The sequence below is a fragment of the Rhodococcoides kroppenstedtii genome (assembly GCF_900111805.1).
Lineage (GTDB): Bacteria > Actinomycetota > Actinomycetes > Mycobacteriales > Mycobacteriaceae > Rhodococcoides > Rhodococcoides kroppenstedtii.
In genome coordinates this window covers 161,275-182,840 of the sequence record NZ_FOJN01000008.1, presented here as the reverse complement: position 1 = coordinate 182,840, position 21,566 = coordinate 161,275, and the positions used below count along the sequence as shown (strand labels likewise).

Genomic DNA, 21,566 nt, shown 5'->3' with positions numbered 1-21,566 from the left:
ATGACGCGTTCCACTTCATCGCAGACCAACCACCGCCGTATTCGGCCGATAGAACGAACTTCACGCCGATGACTTGTCCGATCGGACGGATGTCGACGAGTACCGTCGATCCATGGCCGTGACCCTCGACGAACTCCTGCGGACGGTGCACGTCTTCGCGGACGTCGTCGTCCCGTCGCCGCATCGGCACGCCCGGATCGCCGTCGTGACCCTGGCGGACGCCGATGATCTCGCCGGAGATGCCGCCGCCGCCGACCTCCACCTCCTGGCCGGCGTTGCCGCGGACGACGCCGGCGCCTGGCTGGCCCGCGTACGCCCCGCCCCCGTCGCCGTCCTCACCAAGGCCGTGTCGCCAACGCTCGAGCAGGCCGCGCGGGATGCCGGCACCGCCCTGCTCGCGGTGCACCCGGGCTCACGCTGGGACCGCGTGCTGGCGATGATCCGAGGTCTGCTCGACCACGCCCCCGACGACCGGTCCGAGGATGCCCGCACTATGGCCTCCGGAGCCGACACCGACCTGTACGAGTTGGCGCGCACCGTCGCCGCCCACACGCACGGGTTGGTCAGCATCGAGGACGAGCACGCCCACGTGCTCGCGTACTCCGCGACCGACGATCAGGCCGACGAGCTGCGGCGGCTGTCCATTCTCGGCCGAGAGGGCCCGGCGGAGTACCTCCGTCGACTCGAATCGTGGGGTGTGTACGACGCGGTCCGCCGGTCCGACGACGTGGTCGACGTGCCTAGCCACCCCGACCTCGGGATCGAGCGACGACTGGTCGCCGGAATACGTTCCGGCGGAACGGAACCGGGCACGACGGGCGCGACCCTGGTGGGCACCCTGTGGGTGCAGGAGGGACGCCGACCGTTGACCGACGACGCCGGTCCGGCGGTGCGGGGTGCGGCGGCGGTCGCCGCACGCCTCATCGCTCGTCGACGTGCTGCCCCGACCACCGAGGCGATGCAGATCCACCGCCTGCTGGGCCTGCGCGGCGGCGGCGTGGACGTACCGTCGCTGGCCGCCGCACTCTCGCTGCCCGACGGCGGACCCGCCGCGGTGATCGGGCTGACGTCGACAGGGCCCGGCGCCGCCGCCGAGACCGCGGGCATCGCCCGGCTCGCGTCGTCCGTTCGCCTGCACGCCAGCGCCTTCCACCGGTCCTCGTTGGTGACGGCGTCGGCCGACCGCATCTACGTCCTGCTCCCCCGCATGCACACCGCCGAGAGCACCGCCGAGACCGTCACCGCATGGACGGGGCGCGTGTTGGAGCGACTGGACGCGCGATCACCGGTGCGACTCCGCGCCGCGGTCGCCGTGCCCGTGGACGGGCTGGCGGAGGTCGCGGCGGCCCGCGGCGAGGTGGACCGGGTGCTCGACGGCACGAGCGGCGGCGCCGATCCGGTCGCCCGCGTCACCACGCTCGCGTCGTCGCGTACCCCCGTGCTGCTGGCCGAGATCGCGCGGGTGGTCGCCGCGCACCCGACGCTGCGCGACCCTCGGTTGGACGTGCTGGTCGACTACGACCGTCGGACGTCGTCGGAACTGTGCGCGAGCGTCGCGGCGTACCTCCGGAATCCCGACGACGTGCGCCGCGCCGCGGCGGCGGTCCACGTCCATCCGAACACGTTGCGGTACCGGCTCCGTCGCGCGCATGCGCTGAGCGGACTCGACCTGACCGATCCGGACACCCGCCTGCTCACCGGCATTCAGCTGGCGCTGGGTGATTACAGGACCTGACGGCACCACTCCACCAGCGGCGCCATCTCGCGCCACGCAGCCGCCACGTGCTCGGCGCAGGCCGGCGTGGACAGCCAGGGCGGACACCCGAACTGCCGACTCACGGTCAGCGTGCGGTGACGGAGCAGGTCGATCCGTGGGTGCGTCGGCGCGACACCGCGGGGCGACGTCTTGAGCCGATCCCCGCCCCGCTCGTAGCCGGCGCGTTCGAGGTCGGTCACGATGCGCACCAGTTCCGCGCCGCGGACGTCGTCGTCGACCGTCGCTCGGTACTGCGCGATCGACTCGGGCGTCGCCGCGTAGAAGCCGCCGGCCACCATGAGTCCCGACGCGTCGACCTGCACGTACCACCCGGCCGACGGACCGACCGCCGCGAAGGCGCCCTGGTGGGTCTTGTACGGCGTCTTGTCCTTCGAGAAACGGACGTCGCGGTGCGGCCGGAAGATCTTGGCGGGACCGAACTCCGCGAGCGCCTCCGCGAGCGCGGCCACGGGTGCCCGCACCGCCTCGTCGTAGACGTGCTTGTGCTCGGCCCAGAACGTCTTGCTGTTGTCCGCCTCGAGGTCCTCGTAGAAGTCCAGAGCCGCCTCGGGGATGCCGCCGAACGTCGGTGTGCCCATGACCGACGAGCCTACGGTCCGGCCCTACGTCGCGAGGGACCGCGAGATGACCAGCCGCTGGATCTGATTCGTGCCCTCGAAGATCTGGGTGATCTTCGCTTCCCGCATGTACCGCTCGACCCGGAAATCGCGGGTGTAGCCGTAGCCACCGTGCACCTGGACCGCGTCGGTGGTGACCTTCATGGCGGCGTCGGTCGCCACCAGCTTGGCGACGGACGCCTGACGGGAGTACGGCAGGCCCGCGTCGCGGCGCCGCGCGGCGTCGAGGTACGTCGCGCGGGCGGAGTCGACCGCCGCCGCCATGTCGGCGAGCACGAAGCCCAGGCCCTGGTGGTCGATGATTCTGCGGCCGAACGTCTCTCGCTCGGTGGCGTACCGCACCGCGTCGTCGAGGGCGGCCTGCGCGATGCCGACCGCGACGGCGGCGATGCCCAGGCGGCCGGCGTCGAGAGCACTGAAGGCGATGGCCAGGCCCTGCCCCTCCGACCCGACCAGCCGGTCGCGATCCACCCGGGCGCCGTCGTAGTGGGCCGCCGCGGTGGGGACGGCGTGCAGGCCCATCTTCTCCTCGGGCGCACCGAAACTCAGACCCGGCGTGTCCCCCGGCACGAGGAAACAGGAAATGCCCTTCGACCCCTCCCCGGTCCGGGCGAAGAGGGTGTAGAAGTCGGCGATGCCGCCGTGCGTGATCCACGCCTTGGACCCGGTGATCGTGTACCCGTCCGGTCCGGACACGGCCTTGCAGGCGAGCGCGGCGGCGTCACTGCCGGCCTGGGGCTCGGACAGGCTGTACGCCCCGATCGTGCTGCCGCCCAGCATCTCCGGCAGCCACCGCTGCTTCTGCTCGTCGGTGCCGAAGGTGAACAGAGGGTGGCAGGACAGTCCGTGCACGCTCACCGCGACGGCCACCGCGGCCCACCGAGCGGCGAGTTCCTCGAGCACCTGCAGGTAGACCTCGTACGGCTGCCCGCCGCCACCCCACTCCTCCGGGTACGGCAGGGACAGCAGCCCGGCCTCGCCGAGGGTCGCGAAAAGCCCGTCGGGATAGGTCTCGGCCTTCTCGTGCTCGTCGACGATCGGATCCAGCGCCTTGTCCGCGATGTCGCGGGTCAGCTGGATCAGCTCACGCGCCTCGTCGGTGGGCAGCAGGCGGTCGACGGCCATGGTCGGTCCTTTCAGGGCGATGCGGGGCTGATCAGTGCGAGCAGTACTGACGCGCTCGCCTCAGTACTGCCGACAGTACTGCAGAGCGCGCTCCAGTACCATCGGCGTCCGTGACCAGCGCTCATGCGACCGCCCGGCGGGCCGAGCTGTTCGACGCCGTCGTCGCCCTCTTCCTCGCGGACGGGTTCGCGCACTTCACCCTCGACGAGATCGCCGGGCGGCTGCACTGCTCCAAGTCCACGCTCTACACGCTGGCGCCCAGCAAGGACGAGTTGGTCGTCGCCGCGGTCCGGCACTTCTTCCGCGCCGCCACCGACGCGGTCGACGCGGCGGATCGCGCCGCGTCCGACGCCGGCGGTGAGCGCGTGACGGCTCGGCGCCTGGCCGCCTACCTCGGCGCCGTCGGCGAGGCCCTCGCGCCGGCCTCGGAGTCCTTCGTGAGCGATCTCGCGGCGTTCGAGCCCACCCGCTCGGTCTACGAGCGCAATACCGCGGCGGCCGCCGACCGCGTCCGCCGCCATCGTCGACGACGGCGCGCGGGCCGGGGACGTCCGCGACGTCCACGCGACCTTCGTCGCCGACGTCGCCGCGTCGGTGATGGTGTCCATTCAGACCCGCGCCCTCGCCCGTCGTACCGGCTTGGACGACGCCACCGCCTATCGAGAACTCGCCGACCTGCTCACCCGCGCCGTCACGCGATGACTTTCCGTCTCCACTCCGGTCGACACCGGTGATACTCACCGCTGCGGGGCGTCCTGGCCCCGGCCGAGACAGGAGCCCGCTGTGCCCACGATCGACTCCACCACCGCCCAGAAGATCGTTCCCACTTTGTGGTTCGACGACCAGGCCGAGGAGGCCGCCCGCTTCTACGTCGATCTGTTCGGCGGGTCGATCCTGAACGTCAGCCGGTACGGCGAGGGCGGGCCCGGAAAGGCCGGGAGCGCCATGACCGTCGACTTCGAGTTGTTCGGCCAGCGGTTCACCGGGCTCAACGGCGGACCGCACTTCCAGTTCACCGAGGCCGTCTCGCTGGCGGTGAGCTGCGCCGATCAGGACGAGGTGGACCGCTACTGGGATGCCCTCACGGCCGACGGCGGTGCCGAGTCGCAGTGCGCGTGGTGCAAGGACCGTTTCGGTCTGTCCTGGCAGATCGTGCCGACCCGGCTGATGGAACTGATGAGCGACCCCGATCCGGAGAAGTCCGGCCGCGTCGTGCAGGCGATGCTGCAGATGCGCAAGATCGTCGTCGCCGACCTCGAGGCGGCGTACGCCGGCTGATTCCTCGGCCGGTCGTTTCCGTTCGGCCGGGCCGGGAACTCGGTCGTCGTGACCTCCCTCCCGGCTCGTCTACTCGCGATTCCGTTCGGTGTCGGCTCGGCGCTCCGTCGCGCCAAGCTGTTCCACCCGGACGGCGCGGTCCTGCACGGCCGGCTCGTCCGGACCGCGCCGGTCGGCCGCGGCCTTCCCCTCGAGGACGACGACGTGCTGGTCCGGCTGTCGCGGGCGATCGGGTTGCCGTCGCCGATTCCCGACGTGCCGGGGTTCGCGATGCGGATTCCGGCGGCCGGATCGGACACCGGGTCCTGGGACGTCCTGCTCGCCGGGGCCGGCCGGGACGTCGTCACGCGCAGTCTGCCCTTGCCGGCGGCGTCGTTCGCGTCGGCGTCGTTCTCCTCGCTCATGCCGCTGGCGCATGGGGGGCGGCACTGGTGGGTGTCGGCACGGTTCGCGGGCGGGCCGGACACACTCGACCCGGCGGAGGCGGCAGCGGGACTGGCGACGGGGCCGATCACGGTGGTGCTCGAGCAGGCGGCGGGGACGGGGCCGCGGGAGCCGCTGGCCGAGGTGATCCTCGATCGTGCCGAGAAGGAGGACGGGGTGGATCCGTCGTTCGACCCGATCGTCAACACCCCGCGAGCGGTGCGGCCGAGCCCGGAGTGGCTGCGCGAGCTGCGGGTGCGGGCGTACCGGGACAGCAGACTCGGGCGGGGGGTGGGAGAGTGACAGGGCGGGGGGCGGGACAGTGACAGACGGGCTCGATAGGCTCGTCTCACAGTCCCGCGAAAGGTCCCCTGTGAACGATCAGCGTTTCGACCGCACGCTCCAGCTGGTCGGCCAGGTCTACGTGATGCCCGACTACTACGAGGTCGGCCGCGAGAAGATCCGCGAACTCAGCCGAGCGCTGCAGAACGATCACCCGGCGCACCACCGGGAGGACGCCGCCGCCGAGCTCGGCTACGGAGGCCTCGTGGCGCCGGCCACCTTCGTCAGCGTCGTCGGCTCCGTCGCGTTGGACTACCTGTTCTCCTACATTCTGGTCGAGTACGAGATCACCGCGGTGCTGCAGACGGAGCAGAAGTTCGTCATCCACCGCCCGCCGGTACCGGGTGATCGGCTGGTGTCGGCACTGACGTTGCAGTCGATCCGTCAGGCGGCCGGCGCCGACATCATGGTGGTGGAGAACCACGTCACCGCCGACGGCGAGGACGTCGTCACCAGCACCACGACGTTCATCACCAAGACCGACGCCGAGGTCGATCCCGCGGCGGTGGCCCTGGTCGATGCCGTGCTGCCCGCGGGTGTGCCCCGAGTGGGTCCGACCGCGAGGCCGGTTCCGAGCAGGACGTGACCGGCGACGACAGCACCGTCGTCGACGGCGAGCAATTCCACGGCGTCGACCCGGGAACGCAGTGGCGTGGTCGCACCTTCACGTCGTGTTCCTTCGTCGATGCGGACCTGACCGGGCTGATCACCGAGGCGGTCGTGTTCGACGGCTGCGATTTCACCGGCGCCTTGCTCTCCGAGTCCGTCCATGCCGGGTCGGCGTTCCGCAACTGCGAGTTCCGGCGCGCCCGGCTCTGGCACGCGGAATTCCGCGGCGTCAGCCTGCTGGGGTCGTCGCTGAGCGAGGCGAGCCTGCGGCCCGCGAGGTTCGAGGCCGTCGATTTCACGCTCGCATCGCTGGCCGGCGTCGATCTGCGGGACAGCACCCTCGACGGGTGTCGGTTCCGCGATGCCGATCTGGCGCGGACGGATCTGCGCGGCGCAACGCTGCGCGGCGCCGACCTGGGCGGGGCCCGCACCACCGGAATCCGGCTCGTCGGCGCGGATCTGCGCGGCGCCGTCGTCGATCCGAGCCTGTGGACCGGCGCCGAGATCGCCGGCGCCACGGTCGACCCGGCGCAGGCGCTGTCCTACGCGCAGGCACACGGCCTGTTGGTGGACTGACGACTGTCGCGCCGGGTGCGCCGAACCCTCGTCCATCGCGTCACCGAGATCGTCGGCACGTCCACCGAGGGCGTCGACGACGCCATCCGCACGGCCGTCGCGCACTTCCGAGTCACTCTCGAGGTCGGTGTCGAGCTCGAGGCCTGATCACCAGCCTGATCACCTCGAGCACCACGATGCCCACGGCCGCCGAGGCGAAGGCGATCCCCGTGTAGGGCAGGTTGGTCGGATCCAGTTGGAAGAACCGGCCGAGCACCGGAACGGTGAACAGCACGACGTAGCCGAGCACCGATCCCACCAGCAGGATCACCTTCCACCATTCGAGCGGCCGGGCCACCGTCATCAGCACCCACATCGCCACGACGATCAGGGTGATGAGGGCCGACGTGCTCGACTGCACCACTTGGTCCGTCGATGCGTTCGGCCCCTCGTACGTCGCCAGGTAGGTGGTGAACGTCGCCGCGCCTACCACCACGCCGGCCGGAACCGCCTTGCGCAGAACGCGTCCGACGAACCCGGATCGCGCACGCTCGTTGTTGGGCGCCAGGGACAGCAGGAAAGCCGGGATGCCGATGGTGAACCACGCCGCGATCGTGACGTGGCGCGGCAGGAACGGGTACGGCAGCGGTTCGATCGCCGCGACCTGGGAGAGCACTCCCGACGCCCCGACCAGGATCGCCAGCAGGACCGAGTACACGGTCTTGGTGAGGAACAGCGTCGAGACGCGCTCGATGTTGCCGATGACCCGTCGTCCCTCGGCGACGACGTGCGGCAGGGTAGAGAAGGCGTTGTCCAGCAACACGATCTGCGCGACGGACCGTGCGGCCGGGCTGCCCGCGCCCATCGCGACACCGATGTCGGCGGACTTGAGAGCCAGCACGTCGTTGACGCCGTCCCCGGTCATGGCGACGGTGTGGCCGCGGCTCTGCAGCGCGGTCACCATGTCCCGCTTCTGTTCCGGCTTCACTCGGCCGAACACCGCGTGCGTGTCGAGGGTGTCGGCCAGGGCGTCCGATCCGGCCGCCGGCAGCGTGCGCGCGTCGACGGGGGACGCCGCACCCGGGACGTCGAGTCCGCTCGCCACGGCGCCCACGGAGGCCGCGTTGTCACCGGAGATGATCTTGAGATCCACGTGCTGGCCGGCGAAGTACGCCAACGTCTCCGCGGCGTCGTGACGGATCTTCTGCTCGAGCACCACCAGGGCGCGCGGCGTGATCCGTCCGGGCGCCGCGGCGTCGTCGACCGGGACGTCCGACTCCGCGAACACCAGCACCCGTAGTCCCGACGCCGCGAGGTCGGCTGCCGCACGGGCGGTCTCGTCGTCGACGGGCAGGAGCATGTCGGGGGCGCCGAGAATCCAGTGGCCGTGGCCGGCGAACGACACGCCGCTCCACTTCTTCTCGGACGAGAAGGGCGCCGTGCCCGATTTCTCCCACGCCGGGGGATCCGACAGGGCGGCGGCGACGGCGAGCACGCTGGCGTTGGGGCGGGGATCGTCGGCGGCCACGGCGGTGAGAGCTCGGCGCACCGTGTCCACGTCGGAGTCCCCCACCGGGCGCAGTTCCGCCAGCACCATCGCGTTCTCGGTGAGCGTGCCGGTCTTGTCCGCACACACAACGTCGATGCGCGCCAGTCCTTCGACCGCGGGCAGTTCCTGAACCAGGCACTGCCGCTTGCCCAGTCGCACGACACCCACCGCGAACGCCAGCGAGGTCAGCAGCACCAGCCCCTCGGGCACCATCGGCACGAGCGCCGCGACCATGCCGTTCAGCGCCGGCCTGATCGACTGGCCCGAGGAGAACAGCTGGTTGTAGACGATGAGGACGCCGGCCGGGATCATCACCCACGTGACGAAGGTGAGGATGCGGTCGATACCGGACCGCAGTTCGGAATGGACGAGCGTGAACTTGCCCGCCTCCTCGGCGAGCTTGGCCGCGTAGGCCTCCCGGCCCACCTTCGTCACCCGGTAGGCGCCGCTGCCGGCCACCACGTAGGTACCGGAGAAGACCTGCGTGCCCGGCGTCTTGGCCATCGAGTCGGACTCACCGGTGAGCAAGGATTCGTCGACGTCCAGCGAGTCGGACTCGACCACCTCGCCGTCGACCACGATCTGATCGCCGGGGCCGAGCTCGACGATGTCGCCCAGCACCACCTCGTTCGGCGCGATCTCGCGCGCGACGCCGCCGCGGCGCACCATCGGGCGGCTCTGGCCGACGATGGCCAGCGCGTCGAGCGTGCGCTTCGCGCGGATCTCCTGCACGATGCCGATCCCGCTGTTGGCCACGATGAGCAGGCCGAACATCGCGTCGACGATCGACCCCGTGGACAACACGATGATCAGCAGCACGGTGAGGATCGCGTTGATGCGGGTGAAGACGTTGCCGCGCACGATGTCCAGTGTCGACCGACTCGCGCGGGCCGGGACGTCGTTCGACTTGCCCTCGGCGCGCAGGGCGTCGGCCTGCGCGTCGGTCAGTCCGGTCGTCGTCTCCAGATCACCCGTGCGCACCCGACGAGCCTAAATCGTCGTCGAACCCGATTTTGCCTCGCGGCCCGAGTACCCATGTCCGTGCACGCTCGGTTCTGGGCGTTGCGTGTTCGTTGCATACCCCTACGGGGTATACAAGAGTGGCAGCGCACCTACTCGACACGAGGACCACGATGACCGACCAGACATCGACCGCGACGCGGGCGGACGCGCCCCGGGAGCACGGCCACCACGACATGCACAGCGGGCACGGGGACCACGTCGGTCGGTTCCGCAGGCTGTTCTGGGTCATGGCGGTGCTGGCCGTTCCGGTGATCGCTGCGTCGGACATGTTCGCGATGATCGTCGGCTACCCCCTCCCGGCGGACTCGTGGATCGGATGGATCTCCCCCGTTCTCGGAACGGTGATGTTCGTGTGGGGTGGTTCGCCGTTCCTCACCGGGGCACTCGGCGAAATCCGCGGCCGCACTCCGGGGATGATGCTGCTCATCGCGTTGGCAATCACGGTCGCCTTCGTCTCCTCACTGGGTGCCAGCGTCGGCATCCTCGATCACCAGCTCGACTTCTGGTGGGAGCTGGCTCTGCTGATCGTGATCATGTTGCTGGGCCACTGGATCGAGATGCGGTCTCTCGCGCAGACGACGTCAGCCCTCGACTCGCTGGCGGCGCTACTCCCCGACGCCGCCGAACGGGTCGACAGCGACGGCGACGTGGTCACCGTGGACCCGGCGCAGCTGCAGGTGGGAGACGTAGTGGTCGTGCGACCCGGCGGCCGTGTTCCCGCCGACGGTGTGATCGTCGCAGGTGCCGCGAGCATGGACGAATCGATGATCACCGGCGAATCACGCACAGTCCGCCGCGGCGACGGGGACACCGTCGTCGCCGGCACCGTCGCCACCGACTCGGGTATGCGGATACGGGTGTCGGCCACCGGTGACGACACCACCCTCGCCGGCATCCGGCGGCTGGTCAGCGACGCGCAGAACTCGACATCGCGGGCGCAACGCGTTGCCGACATCGCCGCCGCATGGTTGTTCTGGTTCGCCCTGGGCGCCGCCGTCCTCACTGCGGCGGCGTGGACAGTGCTCGGGTCCCCCGACGAGGCGGTCGTCCGCACGATCACCGTCCTGGTCATCGCCTGCCCCCACGCGCTCGGCCTCGCGATCCCCCTGGTGGTCTCCATCGCCACCGAACGCGCCGCACGCGGAGGTGTCCTGATCAAGGACCGCCTCGCACTGGAGTCGATGCGCACCGTCGACACGGTCCTGTTCGACAAGACCGGCACCCTCACCCGCGGCGAACCCGCCGTCACCGCCGTCCGTGCCGCCGACGGTCGAGGTGAGGAGGACGTGCTCACGCTCGCCGCGGCGGCCGAAGCGGACTCCGAACACCCGTTGGCTCGCGCCATCGTTGCCGCGGCCGACCGCCGCCACCTCACCGCGCGCACCGCCACCGACTTTCGGTCGTCGCCCGCAGTCGGGGTGTCCGCCGACGTCGACGGCGTACCTGTCCGGGTGGGCGGTCCGGCCATGCTCGAGGAGGAAAGCCTCGCCGAGCTCGACGTCGACGGCTGGCGCCGGGAGGGAGCGATCATCCTGCACGTCGTCGCCGACGGCGAGGTCATCGGGGCGCTGAAGCTGGCCGACGAAATCCGACCCGAGTCTCGTGACGCGGTGGGCGATCTTCACGCCCGCTCCGTGCAGGTGGTGATGATCACCGGCGACGCCGACGCAGTCGCGAAGGCGGTGGCGACCGAGCTCGGCGTCGACCGCTACTTCGCCGGGGTGCGCCCCGAGGACAAGGCCCAGCGAGTAGCGGACCTGCAGGATGAGGGCAGGAAGGTCGCCATGGTCGGCGACGGCGTCAACGACGCCCCCGCCCTGGCCCGCGCCGACGTGGGCATTGCGATCGGAGCGGGCACCGATGTGGCGATTGCGTCCGCCGGCGTCATCCTCGCCAGTGACGACCCGCGGTCGGTGCTGTCGGTGGTCGACCTCTCCCGGGCGGCGTATCGCAAGATGAAGCAGAACCTATGGTGGGCAGCGGGATACAACCTGATCTCGGTGCCCCTCGCCGCCGGCGTTCTCGCCCCGATCGGGTTCGTCCTCCCCATGTCCGTCGGAGCGATTCTGATGTCGCTGTCGACGATCATCGTCGCCGCCAACGCCCAACTGCTGCGCCGACTCGACCTGCGACCCGGCCGCTCTCGCGAGTCCTGACCCGCGCCGCCCTGGCGTCATCGCAACCGAGCACTGCCGCCCCGCACCGAACGGTGCGGGGCGGCAGTGTCGATCGGGTCGCTCGAATGACTGTCGGCTGCGGGAGGTGTCAGCCCAGCAGTTGCTGCATACGGGCGATTTCCTCGTTCTGGGTCTCGACGATGGTGCGCGCCAACGCGACCGCATCGGGGTTCTCACCGTCCGCGATTTCCTTCTCCGCCATGGTCACCGCGCCCCGGTGGTGTTCGATCATCATCGTCAGCCACTGCCGGTCGAAGTCCGGCCCCGACGCGGTCATCAACGACTCCATGTCCTGGGCGGTCATCATGCCGCTGCCCGACCCGTGGTCCATACCCTCCATCGAACTTGCATCCGACGACGGCGCCGGCTGACCCCACTGCGACAGCCACGACGCCAGCTGATCCATCTCCGGCTGCTGGGCAGCCGAGATTTCGCCGGCCAGAGCGATTACGTCCGGGTTCGTCGTGCGGCCCTCGACCATGTCGGCCATCTCGACGGCCTGTGCATGGTGCGGATACATCATCGTCGCGAACATGACGTCGGCGTCGGAGAAATTCGCGGCGGGATCCGCGGACTGTGCCGACTCCATCGCCGTGGCCGAGCCCATCGAGTGGCCCTCCATCGACGACGACGAACTGTCGTCACTACAACCGGCGACGAGGGCGACACCCATCGCCGCGGCAGCGAGAACGGTGGCAGTCCGGGTGGTGATGTGCATTGCAGTACTCCTGGGTGTGTAGGTGGAAGCAAGACAGGGTGAATCGACGTGCGATCCGCCGGAGCACGACGGCTCCGGTCTCCCTGTCACACCCGAAGAAGTACCGATTCGTCCAATGCGGACACCGCCCATGGCGGTGCCCGACCCGACCGGCCCATCACCGCAACCATGCGCGTGGACAGGGAATCGGACGCCGGCAACGCGGTGACGACACCCGAGGGCATCGATATCGCGGACCAGGACACCGGCGTCGCCATGCAGGGATGCGTCATCGGATGGCCACCGGGACACGGCGTGGGTTCGACGACCACCGAGGACGACACGACGGGGTCGTGCGCCTCGCCGCCGTGATGGTCCGAACCGGTGACCACCGTCGATGCGGTGGCCGCGGCCATCGCCTGATGCGAGGCGGACGGAAACATCGGAACCGAATGCATCGAGAGCACACCCAGCACCGTGAGCACGGTCAGAACTGCGAGCGGGATGGTTCCGCGCAGTCGTCGACCGGTCGCCGTCATCGCTCCATCCTAACAAGGAATACCCCTGCGGGGTATGCGCCCGCGGGTCCGCGCACGAGCCTCCCGCAGGTCGACCGTGTCGGTCAGCGCGACTCGAGCCGCGCCAGCAGCTCGGTGAATTCCTCGGCGTAGGCGAGGCGCTTCCGCAGCGTCGCGCACCGTTCGTCGGCCCGCTCGCGGAACGCGGTGATGACGGCCGCGGCTGCGTCGAGGTCCCCCGTGCCGGCGGTGAGCGTGTCGGACGCCGCGAGGACCTCGGCCATCTCGGCGAGGGTGAACTCGAGCGGCTTCATGCGGCGCACGAGCAGCAGGCGGGCGACGTCGTCGTCGGTGTAGAGGCGGAACCCGCCGGCCGACCGCGCCGACGGCGTCACCAGGCCCACCTCGTCCCAGTGCCGCACCGTGCGGACGGACAGCTCGATGCGTCGGGCCACCTCCCCGATCTGCATGTGCTCGCTCATCCGCCCATCGTCCCCGTGAGCCGCGCGTGGCGATGGGCCGAGGCGGCGTTCGCACCGACGATGCGCACCGTGGTGCCGCGTCGGGCGTACTTGGCCTCGACGGCGTCGAGCGCGGCGACGGTCGAGGCGTCCCAGATGTGCGAGGCGGACAGGTCGATGACGACCTCCGCCGGGTCGTTCGCGTAGTCGAACCGGTGCACCAGATCGTTGCTCGACGCGAAGAAGAGATCGCCGGTGACGGTATAGACGCGGGTGCCGTCCGCGGCGTCCTGCGCGGTGATCTCGGTGAGGTGCGCGACGCGTCGGGCGAAGAGCACCGTGGCGGTGAGGACGCCCGCGAACACGCCGTACGCGAGATTGTGGGTGGCGACGGTGACCCCGACGGTCACCAGCATCACCGCGGTCTCGCTGCGCGGCATGCGGCGCAGGGTCGACGGACGGATGCTGTGCCAGTCGAACGTCGCGACCGACACCATCACCATGACCGCGACCAGCGCCGCCATGGGGATGACGGCCACGACGTCGCCGAGTCCGACCACGAGAATCAGCAGGAACGTCCCGGCGAGGAAGGTCGAGATGCGGGTCCGTGCGCCGGACACCTTCACGTTGATCATGGTCTGGCCGATCATCGCGCAACCGCCCATGCCGCCGGTGAAACCGGTGACGACGTTGGCGACGCCCTGCCCCCATCCTTCGCGCGTCTTGTCCGAGCGCGTGTCGGTGATGTCGTCGACCAGCGTCGCCGTCATCATCGACTCGAGGAGACCGACCAGCGCGATCGCCACCGCGTACGGCGCGAGGATCGTCAGTGTTCCCGTCGTGAACGGCACGTCGGGAATCAGGAAGGCGGGCAACGACGTCGGCAACTCGCCCTGGTCGCCGACGTCCGGGACCTGCCAGGCGAAGACGACGGTGGCCACCGTGAGCAGGACGATCGCGACCAACGGGCCGGGTACCGCCGTCGTCAGGCGGGGCAGCAACACGATCACGGCGATGCCGACGGCCACCATCGGGTAGACGAGCGCCGGGACGCCCAGCAGGTAGGGAACCTGCGCCGAGAAGATCAGAACGGCGAGGGCGTTGACGAAGCCGACCATCACGCTGCGGGGCACGAAGCGCATGAGCTTGGCGACGCCGAGCAGGCTCAGCACGATCTGCAGGACACCGCCCAGGATCACCGCGGCGATCAGGTAGTCGAGCCCGTACTCCCGGGCCAGCGGTGCCACCACCAGCGCGATCGCACCCGTGGCCGCGGAGATCATCGCCGGTCGGCCACCGACGATCGCGATGGTCACCGCCATGGTGAACGACGCGAACAATCCGACCCGCGGGTCGACGCCCGCGATGATCGAGAACGAGATGGCCTCGGGGATCAGCGCGAGCGCGACGACAAGGCCGCCGAGGACCTCGGTCTTCAGGCGGCGTGGGGAGCGGAGCGCGCCGAGGACGGACACGTCCGGGGCGGTGGGGGAAGAAGGCACGTAGGACAACTCTACCCTCACGTGAGGGTAGAGTTGACCACGTACCTCCGAGGCCTCACACGTCGGCGAGCGCGACCCCCTTGGTCTCCTTCATGAACCACGCCGCCACGCCGGTCAGAGCGGCGAGCGCCATGATGTAGACGCCGAAGACCCAGCCCAGGTCGAGGTTCAGCAACAGCTGGTTCAAGTACGGCGCCGTGCCACCGAAAACGGCCACGGAGAACGAGTACGCGAAACCGATGGCCTGCGTACGCAATCGGGTGGGGAAGCTCTCCGACAAAGTGGACGAGAGGATCGATGCGGGAGCGGCGACCACCAACAAGGCGGCGGTGGTGGCGAGCAGCAGCGTCCATCCGTCGTCGGTGATCATCATCGTCAGCGGCACCTGCAGAGCGAACATGCCGACGGCGAACGCGGCGAGCATCGGTCGACGCCCGATCGAGTCCGACAGGCGACCGAAGAACGGCAGCGAGATCAGCGCGATCACCTGAGCGATCACCAACATCCAGTACGCCGTGTCGGGATTCATTCCCTTCTGCGTGATGGCGTAGGTCGAGACGTACGAGGTCCAGGTGTAGTGCGCCGCCGTGATTCCCGACGTCATACCGATCATGAGCACGATGGCACGCACCACGGTCCGACGCGGAATCGGCGTCGCCTCGGTGGCCGCCTGCTCGCCGTGGAACACGTCGGACTCGTCCATGCTGCGTCGCAGGTACAGCGCGACGAGCGCGAGAACGGCGCCGAGCAGGAACGGGATTCGCCAACCCCACTGTCCGACGGCCGATTCCGACAGGGTCGAGGTGATGACACCGCCCAGCGAGTACGCGATCACCGATCCGCCGAAGATCGCGATGAAGGCGACACTGCCCCACATCCCACGGCGGTTCGCGGGCGCGATCTCCCCGACGTACGAGTACGCCGTCGCGGATTCGCCGCCGTGGGCGAAGCCCTGCATCACGCGGGCGAGCAACAACAGCACCGACGCCCACGCGCCGACCGCGGCGTAGGTGGGCATGATGCCGATGAGCAGACTGCCCGCCGCCATGGTCAGCATCGTGGTGACCAGCACGAACTTTCGACCACGCTTGTCCGCGATACGCCCGAAGACGATGCCGCCGAGCGGCCGCATGAGGAACCCGACGGCGAACACCGCGAGGGTGGACAGCAGCGCCGAGACGGGATCGCCCTTGTCGAACATCGCCGCGGCGATGAACGGAGCGAACACGGCGTAGGCACTCCACTCGTACCACTCGAGCACGTTGCCGACGGCACTGGCCAGCAACGACTTCTTGCGCGAGGCGAGAGTGGGCGCCGGGGGCGCCGAGGAACTGACGGTCATGACGACTCGCTTCCGGTGCGGGTGGGGAGGGCCCGGTCCGCGAGTGCGGCCCGGCGAATCTTGCCTGTGAGGGTCTTGGGGAGGTCGGTGACGACGTGAACGGTGCGCGGGCGCTTGTACGCGGCGAGTCGGGACCGGGCGAAGTCGACCAACTCGTCGCCGGTCGCGGCCACGTCGGCCCGGAGGGAGACGTACGCGACGACGGACTCGCCCTGGTAGTCGTCGGGTCGCCCGACGACCGCGGCCTCGAACACGGCGGGGTGCTCGTAGAGCACGTCCTCCACCTCGCGCGGCCACACCTTGTAGCCGGACACGTTGATCTGGTCCTTCAGTCGGTCCACGAGGTAGACCCACCCGTCGGCGTCGATCACGGCGACGTCGCCCGTGCGCATGCGCCCGTCGGGCATCGCGGACGCGGTGGCGTCGGGCTTCCTCCAGTATCCCGAGACCACCTGCGGCCCAGTGACTTCCAGCTCGCCGGGAACTCCGGGCAGGGTCGGATTGCCGGAGTCGTCCACCGTGCGGACCTGCGCTCGGGGCAGGGGCTTGCCGACCGAGAGGGAGCCGCTGCCCGGATCCACCGGTGCGCGCTCCCCCGGCGGTACCGCGATCACGCCGGCCGTCGTCTCGGTCATGCCGTACGCGTTGTGGATGTAGTGACCGAACCGCTCCTCGAATGCGGCGACCGTCGCGGGTGGGATGGGCGCACCACCCGAATACACCGTCTCGAGAGAAGCGAAATGGGACCGCGTCGCGTCCGGGTGGGCCGACAATGCGTTGAAGACGGTGATCGAGCCGATCGTGTACGTCACGCGGTGCCCCACCAGGGCGTCGAGGGTGACGCCCGCATCGAACCGTCCCGCGAACACCAACGTCGTGTCTCGCACCAGCGCGACCGCCGCGTTCAGGACGGCACCCGTGATGTGGAACAGCGGCGCGGCGGCGAAGACCACCGCACCGTCCCGCACCCGCGCACGGTCGCCGAAGTCGGTGGCCGTCGCGAGCAGGTTGGCGTGAGAGACCATGGCGCCCTTGGGCGGTCCCGTGGTCCCGGAGGTGTACGCGAGCAGGGCCACCTCCTCCGGCGCCGGATCGGGTCCGCTCGGCCGATCCGACGCCGAGGCGGTCAGCAGGTCGTCCCCGCGCGGCTCGGATGCCGGCGTGGTGAACACGCGCTCGTCGTCCCGCGTCTGGAAGTCCCGCGCGTTTACGGTAAGGACGCCTCGCACGGTCGTGTCTCGGCACTCCGCGAGCAGGGCGTCGGCGTCGTGATCGGCGCACACCAGCAGCACCGGCTCGGCGTCGTCCAGCAGCACCCGCAATTCGCGTCCTCGGTACATCGGGTTGACCAGCACGGCCGCGGCACCGAGCTTCCAGATCGCAAGGAACAGGAGCGCGTAGTGGGGCACGTTCTGCAGGTGGAGGGCCACCCGGTCGCCACGCACGACAGCGCGGTCCGCCAGCGCCACCGCGATGCCGTCGGAGAGGTCGTCGACCTCGCGCGCCGTGAGCACGGCGTCGAACCAGGCCACCGCCGCGGCGTCCGGATGCGCGTCCACACGTCGACGCCAGGCGTCGATCATCGTCCCGTTCGTCCGCATCCGCGCACCGACCCTTCACCTCGCCCACGATGGACATGCCTGACGACAGTCCGATCCCGACCGATCACTCGCTCGGGATGCTGAGTGTCACGGATCACACGTCGGGGTGTCAACCCGCCCGATCGGCGGACCCCGCCGACCACGACCCCTCTACGCTCGACGCCATGACTGCCGACGGGTCCTGGCGCACCTACGAGGGCGAGGCGTTTCCCCCGGTGCTCACCGCTGCCCTCTCCGCGTTCGTCGACCAGGGCTACCACGGCACCTCGGTACGGGAAATCGCTTCTCGCGCAGGCCTCTCCGTCCCCGGCCTGTACCACCACTACCCCTCGAAGCAGGCGATGCTCGTCGGCATCACGTCGAGCGCCATGGCCGAATTGCTCGATCGGTCGTCCCGTGCCGAGAGCGAGGCCGGCCCGGCACCGGCGGACCGATTCGACGCCGTCGTCGAGTCCCTCCTGCTTTTTCACGTCCACCGTCGCGACGTGGCGTTCGTCTGCTCGACGGAGATCAGGAGCCTGGACCCCGCCGAGCGTGAGGCATACGTGGGCCAACGCGACGCCCAGCAGCGCATGCTCGACCGCATCGTGCTGGACGGTGTCGATGCCGGCGTCTTCGGCACCGCCCATCCGCTGGACGCCAGCCGCGCCGTGACGACGATGTGCGTCGGCGTGGCCACCTGGTACCGCCCGGGCGGCCGCCTCGACCCCGCCGCCCTGGTCGACGTCTACTCCGAGCTGGCCCGAGGGACGGTGCAGGCGACGGCCCGGCCCTGACCGTCGCCGAGCCTTGACCCGGCCCACCGCGTCTGCAAGTCTCGAAGGCACCGAGCGAGTGATCGGTCGGGACCCTGAACGGCGACGAGAGGCGACCCACCGTGGCGATCGACCTGACCTACGACCCCGACGTGCGCGGCTGGATCGACCGCACCCGGACGTTCACCCGCGAGCACGTACTGCCGATCGAGGACAAGTTCCTCGGCGACGCCACCGCAGCCGGCGGCGACGACCTGCGCCGCGAACTGCAGAGCGCCGCAAGGGAAGCGAACGTCTTCGCCCCGCACGCCCCCGTCGAGTACGGCGGCGGCGGGCTGTCGATGAGCGACCGATCGCCCGTGTTCGAGGAAGCCGGATATTCGCTGTTCGGTCCGATCGCCTGCGGCATCGGCGCACCCGACGAGGGCAACGTCCACCTCCTCGCCCACGTGGCGTCGGGACCGCAGAAGGAACAGTTCCTCGCTCCGCTGGCACGCGGCGAGGTGCGCTCGGCCTTCGCGATGACCGAGCCCGCGCCCGGCGCCGGGTCCGACCCGTCGGCCCTGACCACCGTGGCCACCCGCACCGGCGGCGGCTGGACCGTGGACGGCCGCAAGTGGTTCATCACCGGCGCCGACGGCGCGGCGTTCTTCATCGTCATGGCCCGCACGTCGGGCGCCCCCGGCGACCGCGGCGGCGCCACGATGTTCCTCGTCCCCGCCGACACCCCGGGCATCACGGTGGGCCGCCACATCGGCACTCTCGACCGCGCCATGATCGGCGGACACTGCGAGGTGACCTTCGACGGCGTCTTCGTGCCCGAGGAGAACGTCCTCGGCGCCGTCGACGAGGGGTTCACCTACGCGCAGGTCCGACTCGGCCCCGCGCGCATGACCCATGTCATGCGCTGGCTCGGCGCCGCCCGCCGCGGGCACGACGTCGCGGTGGCCCGTGTCGCCGAACGCGAGGGCTTCGGCCAGCGACTCGGTGATCTCGGCATGGTGCAGAAGATGATCGCGGACAACGAGATCGACATCGCCGCGACCCGCGCGCTGCTCACGCAGGCCTGCTTCGAACTCGACCGCGGCAACCCGGCGAGCAACGAGACCTCGATCGCCAAGACCTTCGCCGCCGAGGCCGTGTTCCGCATCGTCGACCGTGGCATGCAGATGTGCGGCGGCATGGGGGTGTCCGACGATCTCCCCCTCGCCCGACTCTCCCGCGAGGTTCGCCCGTTCCGGGTCTACGACGGCCCGTCCGAGGTCCACCGCTGGGCCATCGCCAAGCGCGCCGTCGGGGCCGCGCGTCGGGCCGCGGCGGCCGCCTCGCCCGCGGTGCAGTCGTGACCGTCGACACCGGAGCACTCGCGACCTTTTTGCGCGACAACGGTGTTCCGGTCGCGGGCGAGCTTCGCGTCGACCGCATCAGCGGCGGACGGTCCAACCTCACCTTTCGCGTGGACGACGACCGCTCGTCCTGGATCGTGCGAAGGCCGCCGACCAGCGGTCTCACCCCGTCGGCACACGACATGGCCCGCGAGTGGGCCGTCACCAGCGCGCTGCAGTCGACGGACGTCCCCGTCGCGGGCGCCGTCGCGTTCGATCCGGACGGCCGGGTGCTCGGCGCGCCGATGACCGTCGTCGAGTTCGTCCCCGGCCGCGTGGTGCGGACGGCCGACGATCTGGGCGACCTCACCGACGCCGAGGTCGCCGCCAACGCCACCGAACTCGTGCGCGTTCTCGCCGCCCTCCACGCCGTCGACCATCGAGCGATCGGACTGAGCGAATTCGGCCAACCCGACGGGTTCGTCACCCGCCAGGTGGCCACGTGGGGTCGGCAGTGGCAGCGGGTCAAGACCCGCGACCTCGCCGACATCGACCGACTGCAGGCGGTGCTGGCCGAGACGGTGCCGGCGCGGTCCGACGCCACGATCGTGCACGGCGACTTCCGCGTCGACAACGTCATTCTGGACCCGTCGGACGCCGGTCGCGTTGCCGCGGTGGTCGATTGGGAGATGTCCACGCTCGGTGACCCGATCACCGACGTCGCCCTTCTCTGTGCGTACCGTCGGCCGATCTTCGACACCGTGCTCGGTGTCCCGGCCGCAGCATGGACGTCGCCGCGTTATCCCTCGGCCGACGCTCTCGCCGAGGAGTACGCCGCCGTCTCCGGTCGGGATCTCGGCGACTGGCCGTTCTACCTGGCGCTGGCGAACTTCAAGATCGCCGTCATCGCCGAGGGCATCACGCACCGCTCGCTCGCCGACGGAGGGTCCGACGAGTCCGCCACCGCCGCAGCCGAAGCCACGGCGGAGTTCGCGGCCGCGGGGTTGCAGGCGCTGGCCGGGGTGTCGCGATGACGCGCGCTGCGCTGGTCACCGGTGGGTCGCGGGGTATCGGTCTGGCCGTCGCGCGCCGACTGGCGTCGCAGGGCTGGTCGGTCCTGCTCACCGGGCGCCGCCAGGACACGCTCGACGAGGCGGCGGACACGGTTCGTGGCGACGGCGCCGCGGCCGTCCGCACGGTGGCCTGCGACATGGCCGATCCCGACGTCGCCGACGTTCTGGTGCGTGAGTTCGCGCACCTCTCCCCCACCATGGACGCGCTCGTCCTGAACGCGGGTGTCGGGACCGCCGGTCCGATCGAGTCCTACCCGACGACGCGGTTCGACAAGACGGTGGACGTGAACCTGCGCGCCCCGTTCCGCATCCTGCAGGCGTCGATGCCGTTGCTGCGCAGCGCAGCCGAGGCCGACCCCGCCCGCGGCGCCAAGGTGATCGCCCTGGCCTCGCTCGCCGGGGTGTACCCCGAGGCCGGCCTCGCCGCGTACGGCGCCACGAAGGCGGCGCTGCTGTCGCTGATCGACACCCTCAACGCCGAGGAGAGCGGCTCCGGCATCACCGGTACCGCCATCGCCCCCGGCTACGTCGACACCGACATGAGTGCCTGGATCGCCGACCGCATCCCGCCCGACACCATGATCGCGGTGAACGACCTGGTCGAACTCGTCGACGGCGTCCTCCGCATGTCCCCGCGTGCGGTGGTCTCGCGGATCGTCGTCACGCGGGCCGGGGCAGGGCTCGGGGCCTGACGGCCGTCCTACGTCACCTTGCTCGAGCGCTCCACCGTCTCGGCGAACCGAGTGAGCCAGTCGGCGTACTCGGCATAGGTGTTGGGGCGCTTGTCGTCCCAGTCGTCGCCACCGCCGATCTGTTC

Annotated in this window: 20 protein-coding genes and 1 pseudogene; 12 read left to right on the top strand and 9 right to left on the bottom strand. The window is 70.2% G+C overall.

What is annotated here, in order from left to right:
* Window positions 1-112 precede the first annotated feature (112 nt).
* The gene (locus BMZ18_RS11260) at window positions 113-1,735 is read left to right on the top strand and encodes a PucR family transcriptional regulator (protein WP_082895157.1); all 1,623 of its coding nucleotides are present in this window, start codon (window positions 113-115) and stop codon (window positions 1,733-1,735) included.
* Here BMZ18_RS11260 and BMZ18_RS11255 read toward each other — a convergent pair.
* The gene (locus BMZ18_RS11255) at window positions 1,723-2,355 is read right to left on the bottom strand and encodes a DUF2461 domain-containing protein (RefSeq protein WP_068365335.1); all 633 of its coding nucleotides are present in this window, start codon (window positions 2,353-2,355) and stop codon (window positions 1,723-1,725) included. The genes BMZ18_RS11260 and BMZ18_RS11255 overlap by 13 nt on opposite strands.
* 24 nt (window positions 2,356-2,379) lie before the next feature.
* Entirely contained in the window at window positions 2,380-3,519 is a 1,140-nt protein-coding gene (locus BMZ18_RS11250; protein WP_068103064.1) for an acyl-CoA dehydrogenase family protein, read from the bottom strand.
* 110 nt (window positions 3,520-3,629) lie between these two features.
* On the opposite strand from BMZ18_RS11250, the pseudogene BMZ18_RS11245 reads away from it, so the two are divergent.
* From BMZ18_RS11245 to BMZ18_RS11220, 6 genes and pseudogenes are all read left to right on the top strand, one after another.
* A pseudogene (locus BMZ18_RS11245) lies at window positions 3,630-4,221 on the top strand (TetR/AcrR family transcriptional regulator).
* Between the two features lie 81 nt (window positions 4,222-4,302).
* Complete coding sequence (locus tag BMZ18_RS11240) at window positions 4,303-4,797, top strand: VOC family protein (RefSeq protein WP_244516496.1); 495 nt, start codon at window positions 4,303-4,305, stop codon at window positions 4,795-4,797.
* A 48-nt stretch (window positions 4,798-4,845) separates the two neighbouring features.
* The gene (locus BMZ18_RS11235; protein WP_074922181.1) at window positions 4,846-5,523 is read left to right on the top strand and encodes a hypothetical protein; all 678 of its coding nucleotides are present in this window, start codon (window positions 4,846-4,848) and stop codon (window positions 5,521-5,523) included.
* A gap of 70 nt (window positions 5,524-5,593) precedes the next feature.
* Window positions 5,594-6,148 (top strand): FAS1-like dehydratase domain-containing protein, encoded by a 555-nt coding sequence (locus BMZ18_RS11230; protein ID WP_244516495.1) that lies wholly within the window; start codon window positions 5,594-5,596, stop codon window positions 6,146-6,148.
* Window positions 6,145-6,747, top strand: coding sequence for a pentapeptide repeat-containing protein (locus BMZ18_RS11225; RefSeq protein WP_068366227.1), 603 nt, complete (start codon window positions 6,145-6,147; stop codon window positions 6,745-6,747). The genes BMZ18_RS11230 and BMZ18_RS11225 overlap by 4 nt, the downstream gene beginning before the upstream one ends.
* Window positions 6,748-6,762: 15 nt before the next feature.
* Window positions 6,763-6,894, top strand: coding sequence for a dodecin domain-containing protein (locus tag BMZ18_RS11220; RefSeq protein ID WP_139203929.1), 132 nt, complete (start codon window positions 6,763-6,765; stop codon window positions 6,892-6,894).
* On the opposite strand, the gene BMZ18_RS11215 is transcribed toward BMZ18_RS11220, so the two are convergent.
* The gene (locus tag BMZ18_RS11215) at window positions 6,860-9,256 is read right to left on the bottom strand and encodes an HAD-IC family P-type ATPase (RefSeq protein ID WP_082895269.1); all 2,397 of its coding nucleotides are present in this window, start codon (window positions 9,254-9,256) and stop codon (window positions 6,860-6,862) included. The genes BMZ18_RS11220 and BMZ18_RS11215 overlap by 35 nt on opposite strands.
* Before the next feature lie 152 nt (window positions 9,257-9,408).
* On the opposite strand from BMZ18_RS11215, the gene BMZ18_RS11210 reads away from it, so the two are divergent.
* Entirely contained in the window at window positions 9,409-11,454 is a 2,046-nt protein-coding gene (locus tag BMZ18_RS11210; protein WP_082895268.1) for a heavy metal translocating P-type ATPase, read from the top strand.
* A gap of 109 nt (window positions 11,455-11,563) precedes the next feature.
* Here BMZ18_RS11210 and BMZ18_RS11205 read toward each other — a convergent pair whose 3' ends face one another.
* From BMZ18_RS11205 to BMZ18_RS11180, 6 genes are all read right to left on the bottom strand, one after another.
* Window positions 11,564-12,193, bottom strand: a complete 630-nt coding sequence (locus BMZ18_RS11205; RefSeq protein ID WP_068366224.1) for a DUF305 domain-containing protein — start codon at window positions 12,191-12,193, stop codon at window positions 11,564-11,566.
* 86 nt (window positions 12,194-12,279) lie between these two features.
* Window positions 12,280-12,711 carry a DUF6153 family protein gene (locus BMZ18_RS11200; RefSeq protein ID WP_068366221.1) on the bottom strand — a complete coding sequence of 144 codons (432 nt, stop codon included), beginning with the start codon at window positions 12,709-12,711 and terminating at the stop codon, window positions 12,280-12,282.
* A gap of 83 nt (window positions 12,712-12,794) precedes the next feature.
* Window positions 12,795-13,172, bottom strand: a complete 378-nt coding sequence (locus BMZ18_RS11195) for a MerR family transcriptional regulator (protein ID WP_068103086.1) — start codon at window positions 13,170-13,172, stop codon at window positions 12,795-12,797.
* Window positions 13,169-14,653: a SulP family inorganic anion transporter gene (locus BMZ18_RS11190; protein WP_074922179.1), complete on the bottom strand. Its 1,485-nt coding sequence runs from the start codon at window positions 14,651-14,653 to the stop codon at window positions 13,169-13,171. Before BMZ18_RS11190 ends, BMZ18_RS11195 begins: the two co-directional genes overlap by 4 nt.
* Before the next feature lie 55 nt (window positions 14,654-14,708).
* A complete protein-coding gene (locus BMZ18_RS11185) occupies window positions 14,709-15,995 on the bottom strand; it encodes an MFS transporter (protein WP_068103098.1) in 1,287 nt (428 codons plus the stop codon).
* A complete protein-coding gene (locus BMZ18_RS11180) occupies window positions 15,992-17,596 on the bottom strand; it encodes a class I adenylate-forming enzyme family protein (RefSeq protein ID WP_068366215.1) in 1,605 nt (534 codons plus the stop codon). The genes BMZ18_RS11185 and BMZ18_RS11180 overlap by 4 nt, the downstream gene beginning before the upstream one ends.
* Before the next feature lie 164 nt (window positions 17,597-17,760).
* On the opposite strand from BMZ18_RS11180, the gene BMZ18_RS11175 reads away from it, so the two are divergent.
* The 4 genes from BMZ18_RS11175 to BMZ18_RS11160 all read left to right on the top strand — a co-directional run bounded on the left by BMZ18_RS11175 (window position 17,761) and on the right by BMZ18_RS11160 (window position 21,441).
* On the top strand, window positions 17,761-18,372 hold the full coding sequence (locus BMZ18_RS11175; protein ID WP_068103102.1) for a TetR/AcrR family transcriptional regulator: 612 nt from the start codon (window positions 17,761-17,763) through the stop codon (window positions 18,370-18,372).
* 101 nt (window positions 18,373-18,473) lie between these two features.
* Window positions 18,474-19,697: an acyl-CoA dehydrogenase family protein gene (locus BMZ18_RS11170; protein WP_068366212.1), complete on the top strand. Its 1,224-nt coding sequence runs from the start codon at window positions 18,474-18,476 to the stop codon at window positions 19,695-19,697.
* Window positions 19,694-20,710 (top strand): phosphotransferase family protein, encoded by a 1,017-nt coding sequence (locus tag BMZ18_RS11165; RefSeq protein WP_068366210.1) that lies wholly within the window; start codon window positions 19,694-19,696, stop codon window positions 20,708-20,710. Before BMZ18_RS11170 ends, BMZ18_RS11165 begins: the two co-directional genes overlap by 4 nt.
* Window positions 20,707-21,441 (top strand): SDR family NAD(P)-dependent oxidoreductase, encoded by a 735-nt coding sequence (locus BMZ18_RS11160; RefSeq protein WP_068366206.1) that lies wholly within the window; start codon window positions 20,707-20,709, stop codon window positions 21,439-21,441. The genes BMZ18_RS11165 and BMZ18_RS11160 overlap by 4 nt, the downstream gene beginning before the upstream one ends.
* Window positions 21,442-21,566 lie beyond the last annotated feature (125 nt).